This is a genomic window from Stenotrophomonas maltophilia group sp. RNC7, assembly GCF_030910085.1.
In the GTDB taxonomy this organism is placed as follows: Bacteria; Pseudomonadota; Gammaproteobacteria; order Xanthomonadales; family Xanthomonadaceae; genus Stenotrophomonas; species Stenotrophomonas sepilia.
In genome coordinates, this window is record NZ_JAVFVN010000271.1 from 21,399 (window position 1) to 28,458 (window position 7,060).

6 protein-coding genes and 1 pseudogene are annotated in these 7,060 nt (G+C 66.8%); 2 read left to right on the forward strand and 5 right to left on the reverse strand.

What is annotated here, in order from left to right; all coding sequences use genetic code 11:
* Nucleotides 1–4 precede the first annotated feature (4 nt).
* The 5 genes from RCF13_RS03680 to RCF13_RS03700 all read right to left on the reverse strand — a co-directional run bounded on the left by RCF13_RS03680 (nt 5) and on the right by RCF13_RS03700 (nt 3,741).
* Entirely contained in the window at nt 5–1,363 is a 1,359-nt protein-coding gene (locus RCF13_RS03680; protein WP_061479832.1) for a type II and III secretion system protein family protein, read from the reverse strand.
* A gap of 18 nt (nt 1,364–1,381) precedes the next feature.
* Nucleotides 1,382–2,419, reverse strand: a complete 1,038-nt coding sequence (cpaB, locus tag RCF13_RS03685; protein ID WP_134969147.1) for a Flp pilus assembly protein CpaB — start codon at nt 2,417–2,419, stop codon at nt 1,382–1,384.
* A 25-nt stretch (nt 2,420–2,444) separates the two neighbouring features.
* Entirely contained in the window at nt 2,445–2,921 is a 477-nt protein-coding gene (locus RCF13_RS03690; RefSeq protein WP_061479834.1) for a TadE/TadG family type IV pilus assembly protein, read from the reverse strand.
* Nucleotides 2,918–3,463: a prepilin peptidase gene (locus RCF13_RS03695; protein WP_134969148.1), complete on the reverse strand. Its 546-nt coding sequence runs from the start codon at nt 3,461–3,463 to the stop codon at nt 2,918–2,920. Before RCF13_RS03695 ends, RCF13_RS03690 begins: the two co-directional genes overlap by 4 nt.
* A gap of 89 nt (nt 3,464–3,552) precedes the next feature.
* The gene (locus tag RCF13_RS03700; RefSeq protein ID WP_005416979.1) at nt 3,553–3,741 is read right to left on the reverse strand and encodes a Flp family type IVb pilin; all 189 of its coding nucleotides are present in this window, start codon (nt 3,739–3,741) and stop codon (nt 3,553–3,555) included.
* Between the two features lie 693 nt (nt 3,742–4,434).
* Between RCF13_RS03700 and RCF13_RS03705 the strand changes: the two are divergent.
* Nucleotides 4,435–5,415, forward strand: a pseudogene (locus RCF13_RS03705) (helix-turn-helix domain-containing protein).
* 235 nt (nt 5,416–5,650) lie between these two features.
* Nucleotides 5,651–7,060, forward strand: a 1,410-nt coding sequence (locus tag RCF13_RS03710; RefSeq protein WP_308140883.1) for an ESPR domain-containing protein, incomplete at its 3' end; no start/stop codon positions are given.

A 7,060-nucleotide genomic window follows, 5' to 3' on the forward strand; every position in this document is an offset into this window, starting at 1 on the left:
GAAGTCAGCGCGAGAAGCCGGGCACCGGGTCCTGGCTGACCGGCCCCAGCAACCACGACCCCCATTCGGGAAGATGCGGCTTGGCTTCGCGCTCGCCAGGCAGCGGCAGTTCGGCGTTGCGTGCCAGCGGCTGCACCAGACGCGGGGTGACGATGATCACCAGTTCCTTGTCCTGGCGCTTGTAGTCGAAGTTGCGGAAGAACGATCCAATGATCGGCAGGTCGCCCAACAGTGGAATCTTGTTGACGTTGGAGACGATGTTGGAGCTGACCAGGCCACCAATGACGAAGCTCTCGCCATCACCCAGCTCGACCGTGGTATCGGCGCGACGGGTGGTGATCGAGGGAATCTGCACGTTGTTGAGCACGATCGCGTTGCTGTAGTCCAGGTCGCTCGCCTCCGGCGCCACTTTCAGCGCAATCCGGTTCGGCGCCAGTACCGTTGGGGTCACGGTCAGGCCGATGCCGAAGGGCTTGTAGGTGATGGTGGTGGTGCCAAGCCCCTGCGGCTCCAGGATCGGCAGCTCGCCGCCGGCCAGGAAGCTGGCGCTCTGGCCGGACAGTGCCACCAGCGTCGGCTCGGCCAGCACGCGCGCCATGCCATTGCTCTGCAGCAGTTCGACATCGGCGTTCCACAGTCCCTTGGTCGAGCCGAACACCAGCCGGAACGCCGAGGAAATCGGCGACACGGCCTCGTTGCTGCTGTTGCCTTCCTTCATGCCGGGCAGCAGGCCGGTATTGCCGGGCAGGCCAGTGCCGGGCCGCGCGAAGCCATAGGCGAAGCCGCCGTTGCGGTTCTGGAAGTTGATGCCGATCTGCTTCATCGCGGTCTTGTTGAACTCGACCACCTTGACCTCGACCTGGACCACGCCCCCACTGTTGATGGTGGACGCATCGGCAAGCATGCCGTCCTTGCCCAGCGCCATCGCCGCAGTGCGCTGTTCCTGCATGTGCGTGAGCATGCTGTCGGTGCTTCCCTGCAGGAGGCCCTGCTGGTCCTGCTGGGTGAACACCAGCCCGGTACCGCCGGTGCTGGCGGCGCCCTGTACGGCGCTCTGCACCCGTACCGTCAACCGCTGTGGCTCGGCCTGTCTGCGGTGCCACAGCAGCAGGGTGGTGGTGCCAGGCGTCTTGCCGACCAGCAGCGCCTGGCGCTGCCCGCGCAGCATCACGATGTCGGCTACACCCGGGTCGGCAATGGCCACCCGCTCCAGGTCGGCCGGCAGGTTCCAGGGACGCTGCTCGCGCGCCTGCAGCACCAGGTCATCGGCGGCCACGCTCGTTGCCGGCGCCAGCAGCACCAGCAGCAGGGCCAGCCAGCGCTGGCGGAGGGAGAGGCGTGGACGGCGGCGACGTTCGGTCATGGATGCACTCGATGCAGGTCAAAGGGAGGCACGGGATGCGGAACTGTCGCCGCGGATGATCTCGATCCCCGACGCGCGCGGTGCACTGCGACGTGACGCCGGCGCGCGCGTCGGTGCATCCGGGGTGCTGCGTGGCGGTGCACTGCCACGTCCGGCCAGCGCGTCGCTGTCGATACCCGCAAAGGCGTGGTTCTCCGGCCGCTGCAGGGCGAGCTGCTGTTCGGCGTCGAGCCCACGCAGCGGGTCGATCACTCCGCGCGATTGCGGGAACAACGCCAGGTCGGGCAGGCCGGTATCGGCGGGATTGCGCAGGGCCAGGAAAAGTTTGCCCTGCTGCGCACCCAGCAGCAGCCGGTTGGCGTCGGCCACCGGTACCGCAAGCACCGCGCTGCGTGCGGGTTGCGGCGCTTCATTGCTGCTGCTCTGCGTGCTGCCACTTCCGGTGATGTCGGCAGCGCGCGGGTCGTTGCGGGTGTCGGCCTCGCTGTCGGAAGTAGTCTCTGTGGCCAGCGGCACGATGTCCTGCTGGCCGTAGCTCAGGACGCGCAGGCGCGACAGCAGCAGGCGCGTCTGCGCCGCTTCGCCAGGGCTGTTGATGTTGGGCTGGGCGTTGCGCAGGTTGAGGAAGACGTCGACGAAATCACCGGGAAGGATGCGGTTGCCGGCACCGACCAGTTCGTCCACGGGCACGGCCAGGGCACGCTCGCCCGGCCGCAGCTGCAGCGAGAAGCCCTGAGCCAATGCGCTGCCGTTGATCACACTGCCTTCGGCAATGTCCTGCACCGGCACCTTGCCGGTCACGGCGGCAATGCTGGTAGCGGCGCCGGGGACGGGTGCGGTGCGCTGGGCCAGGCGCAGGCCGTTGGCGCTGATCGGCTCGCCCGCAGGCAGGCGTGCCACGGCTTCGACCACGGTGATCGCCTGGGTCTCGTTGTGAGCGACCGGCGCGACCGTTGCAGGTGCGGCGGGTTTGCGCCCGATCATGAAGGCGATCAGCGCCAGCAGCACGGCCAGGCCGATCAGGGCGACGGCAGCGATGCGGGTCAACTTGAGCATGGAACCATCTCCAAAGTACCGATCATCAATTGCCGCTGCCGAGATCGAGCTGCGCGACCGCGACGCTGCGGATGGGGGCCTGCATCACCCACTTGTAGAGCGTGGCGGTGCCGGGCAGGAAGGGATGGCTGGCGTAGTCGTAGCTGACCGTCACGGTCATGCACTGGGCCGTGGCCAGACCGGCGCAGGGTGCCTGTGCCGACACCACGATGGCGTTGCTGCCCCCCGCGCTGCAGTCCACGTTCTGCTTGGAAAACTGCAGCAACCATTGCATCGAGGTGCGTGCGGCGACGCAGGCGGCGGTGCGTCGTTCGCTGGCGGTGCCGTAGCGCAGCGAGGCACGCGCGCCTTCGGCCGATGCGGTGGCCAGGGTCTGTTGCGCCGCCATGATCATCACCCCGGAGAAGGTGAACAGCAGCAGCGGCAACAGGCCGAGCATCAGCATCAGGGCGAACTCGATGCTGGCGACACCGCGTTGCAGGCGTGGGCTGCGGATGTTCATGGTGCACCTCCGTAGATGCTGGCCAGCACCCAGCCGATGGCGGCCAGTGCCAGGTAGGCTGCATAGGGAATGCCACGTCGTCCCTGGCGGGCGGCCTGCATGTCACGCAGCACCGGATGCGCTTGCCACTGCGTGCTGGTGCGATTGACCTGCATCTGCAGGTGACCGGGCAGCAGCACGCCCAGGCGGCGACCGGCCAGCACCAGTACGGCATGCAACCCAGCCGCGAGGCTTGCCACCAGCCAGACCGGCAGCAGCGCCTGCCAGCCCAGCATCAGGCCCAGCACGGCGAAGAACTTCACGTCCCCGGCGCCCATCCAGCGCAGGGCATGGAACGGCAACAGCGCCAACAGGCCGACCGCCGCGCCGGCAAGGTGGGGCAGCCACGGCTGGCGCGGCGCACTGAACTGGCCGACCACGATCACCGCAGTGGCGATCACGCATGCGGCGACCAGCCAGGTGTTGGGCACCCGACGGGCATACAGATCACTGATCGCGATCCGCAGGCACACGCCGATGGCCAACAATCCCAGCACTGTCATCGCACACTCCATCGTCCGTCACTGGACGGTCTTCGCCTGGTTCCATGCGCCCCGCCGTCGCGGCCCTGCCGGCCGCGCGCGGTCGCCGTTCAGGTCGTCGAGCCCGACGCCTTGGTGGCCAGTGCGGAGAGGTTCTTGAACAGCGTTTCGAAGAACCCCTTGATCTGGTCGTTGCCGACCGCAATCAGGACGCCAGCTATCACGGCAGCCAGCAGCCCGTACTCGAGCGCGGTGACGCCGTCTTCTTCCTTCAGGAATTTGCGGATCGATGCGTTCATGACCAATGTCTCCCTCTACCTGTCTGCGGATGCAGTACACCTGCGTTGGGCGGTGGCCCGGCTCCGCCGGGATCGTCCGTGGGCCTCCGCGCGTCCTGGCGGAGGAGGCACGGCGGGACAGGCCCGCTGTGCTCAAGCAGGGTGATCGTTTCCAGGCGGGACATTGGCCGCACGGTCGCGACCGGACGGCCCGGGGCCGGTGGTCGAGGCATCCAATGATGCGTGCGTGGTCATGCTGTCCCCCTGGGTGCGGCCAGATCAGATGGCTCGATCACCGTAATGTCGACTTTGCCTGAACGGCGGTTGGCTGCAACCGGAACCTATATGCAAATTCGGCAGAAACCCCGGAAGCCTGAAAATTCCAGATGGTTTTTGTGACGAAAATCCGTTCGCAGGCAAAACGATTCATTGTCGTGTAGATAATGTGATTCGCCTTGTGGTTTCATGCGAAAACCGTGCCACCTGCTCAGACATTTTCTTCACTTGTGTATCCCGTTTCATCATTCAGCGCCGCGGGTTTACCTTTGCCGATTATTGGGCATACTCGCATTCAAGCTCTTGCATTGATTTGTACGATCGCATCGACGCCGGCGCCGCCGGCGTGGCAACGGAAATGGATTCTGGATCGTTGCGCGCCCTGTCAGGCAGTGGGGGCCGCAGCGGATGGCGGATCAACGGGGGGACAACACTGTCATGGTCGATGGTGGGGTAGAGGACAGCGACGACAGTGGCCTTCGGTCGATAGACCTGGCCACGCTGAGCGGCGTGCTTCGCGTCTGTGATGTCGAACTGCTGCTGCTGGATGGCAACGGGCCACGGGCGGCGTTCGCTTCGCGCGTGCACGAGGAAGCCCTGTTCTGCAGCATCAGCTGCGGCTTCCATTGCCGTGGCCGTTTCATGCTGCCGCCGGACTGGGCGATGCTGGGGTACCTGCACGCAACCGATGAAACGATGAGCTGGTGCCACGGCGTGCCGCTCTCGCCGGGCATGGCGCTGACGATCATGCCGGAGGGCATCAGTGAGTTCACCCTGAGCCCGGGCACGCACATGACCCTGATGCTGGTGCCGGTGGCCCGCGTCCAGCGCAAGCTGACCGAACTGAGCCTGCGCAGCACGCCACCTGCTGGCCAGGCACTTTCGCTGTTCAACCTGGCCAGCGACGCCGCGCCGCTGGCGCGCCATTACCAGCAGCTGCACCTGCAGCTGGGGCAGGGTGCAGGGCTGCAGCCGGATGAAACCGAGAACCTGCTGCACGAGCATGTGCAGGCCCTGCTGGGCGCCGGTGCGGCGGATCGCCCGGGCTGCACCCGTGCGCGGCGCACGCATTATCTGATCGCGTAGCGTGCAGAGAACTTCATGCGGCTCAACCTGCGTCGCAATATCTACATGAACGAGATCTGCGATGCCGCCGGCGTCAGCGAGCGCGGCCTGCGCTATGCGTTCGAGGACCTGTTTGGAACCTCGCCGAACCGCTACCTCTCCATGCTGCGCCTGTGCGCGGCCTGCCGCAGCCTGTCGATGGCAGACTCCAGCCGTCGCTCGGTGAAGGCGATCGCCCTGAGCTGCGGGCTGTGGGACCTGTCGCGCTTCGCCGACAATTACCGCAAGGTATTCGGCGAACTGCCGCGCGACACCCTGATGCGCGCACCCGCGCAGATCGGCCAACCGGCCTGATCCAGGCCCGGCAAGGGTTTTTGCGGTGTTTATGCCGGAATTGCGTATCCGCTTGCCGATCGTGTTGCCGCTTATGCATAGCCGGCTGCCGATTCCGGCCGTGGATTTGCCGGAATGCGCGATTGCCGTGCCGGATTGAAGTGCACCGCCCTCGTTGCAACCGCTGAAATGTCAGTCACCTGCCTAGCGGCAAGTCCACTGACATTCCAGTTGTTCGCCTACGGGGGAAATGCTCATGAACCGCATCTACCGGCGTGTATGGAACCGCCAGCTCAATGCTCTGGTTGTGGCCTCGGAACTGGCCACCGGCGACAGCGGCGGCAGCGCCGCACGCGATCCGCGCGCCTTCCTGCTGATGCCCACGGCCCTGGCCCTGGCACTGCTGTGTGCGCTGGCCAGCGGTCACGCAGGGGCCTCGGAAACCAATCAATCGCTGCGTGACCTGCAAGCACTCGCGGCAAAGTATGCGCAGCCGATGCCGGTCAAGGTTGACGCGGAAGTGGCCCTGGCTGCCGCCGCGCGGCAGGCGCAGAACAGCCCCGCAATCAGCGCGGATGCTCGTCTGGGCCTGCAGTTGAACACCACGTCGCTGCCGGTGGTACGTGACGTGTTGCCGGCCACCGTGCAGGTGAAGCTGGCAGCGAACACCGTGCCGAAACAGGTGGCCGTGCCGGCACTGGCGGCTGATGTCCGCGCCAATGTTGGCGTGGGCAACGCTGCGGCCAGGGCGGCACAGGTGGATGCATCGCTGGCTGCGCACGTTGCGCCCGGCGCGCAGGCGCCGCTGGGCGTTGCCGCCGATGCGCGCGCCAGGGCCAAGGTCGGCATCGCTGGCCGCCAGGTCGCTGCGATCGATACGGGTGCCCAGGCGGTCGCCGGCCTCAGCGGTGCAGCCGCCGGATCACTGCCTGGGCTGAAGGCCACTGTCGACGGCAAGGCCGACACGCATCTGGCGGTCGCTGGCCATCACATCGAGGGGCAGGGCCAGGCCCGGGCGACGGCGGCAGTCACGCTGCCGGCCAAGGAAGAACTGCCGGGTGAAACCCATGATCGTGTCATCAGTGCCGCGTTCGATGCCGGCGTCGCCGGCAAGGTGCGCGTGCAGGCGCCAGACGGCCAGGAGGTAGTGGCCGATCGCAATCTGAAGCTGGCCGGACAGGGGACGGTGGCCGCACAGCACAGCGCGCTGGGCGTCGGCAACCTGGTCGGTGGTGCGGTGGGTGCTGTCGGCGGGACGCTTCACGGTGCCGCGGGCGCAGTTGGTAGCGCGGTGGGTGGCGCGCTGAACGGCACTGTCGGCCAGGTCGGCAGCGCAGTGGGTGGCGCACTCAACAACACGGTGGGCGCAGTTGGCGGCGCAGTTGGCGGTGCACTGAACGGCACAGTCGGCACGGTTGGCGGTGCACTGAACGGCACAGTCGGCCAGGTCGGCAGCGCAGTGGGCGGTACGCTCAACAACACGGTAGGCGCAGTCGGTGGCGCAGTTGGCGGTGCTCTGAACGGCACTGTCGGTACCGTTGGAAGTGCAGTGGGCGGCGCACTGAACGGCACCGTCGGCCAGGTCGGCAGCGCAGTGGGCGGCACGCTCAACAACACGGTGGGCGCAGTCGGTGGCGCAGTTGGCGGTGCTCTGAACGGCACTGTC

Excerpts from the sequence above, each read along its gene's own strand:
- RCF13_RS03695 (WP_134969148.1), bottom strand. The coding sequence starts at position 3,463 with ATGACAGTGCTGGGATTGTTGGCCATCGGCGTGTGCCTGCGGATCGCG.
- RCF13_RS03690 (WP_061479834.1), bottom strand. The coding sequence starts at position 2,921 with ATGAACATCCGCAGCCCACGCCTGCAACGCGGTGTCGCCAGCATCGAG.
- RCF13_RS03680 (WP_061479832.1), bottom strand. The coding sequence starts at position 1,363 with ATGACCGAACGTCGCCGCCGTCCACGCCTCTCCCTCCGCCAGCGCTGG.
- RCF13_RS03700 (WP_005416979.1), bottom strand. The coding sequence starts at position 3,741 with ATGAACGCATCGATCCGCAAATTCCTGAAGGAAGAAGACGGCGTCACC.
- cpaB (WP_134969147.1), bottom strand. The coding sequence starts at position 2,419 with ATGCTCAAGTTGACCCGCATCGCTGCCGTCGCCCTGATCGGCCTGGCC.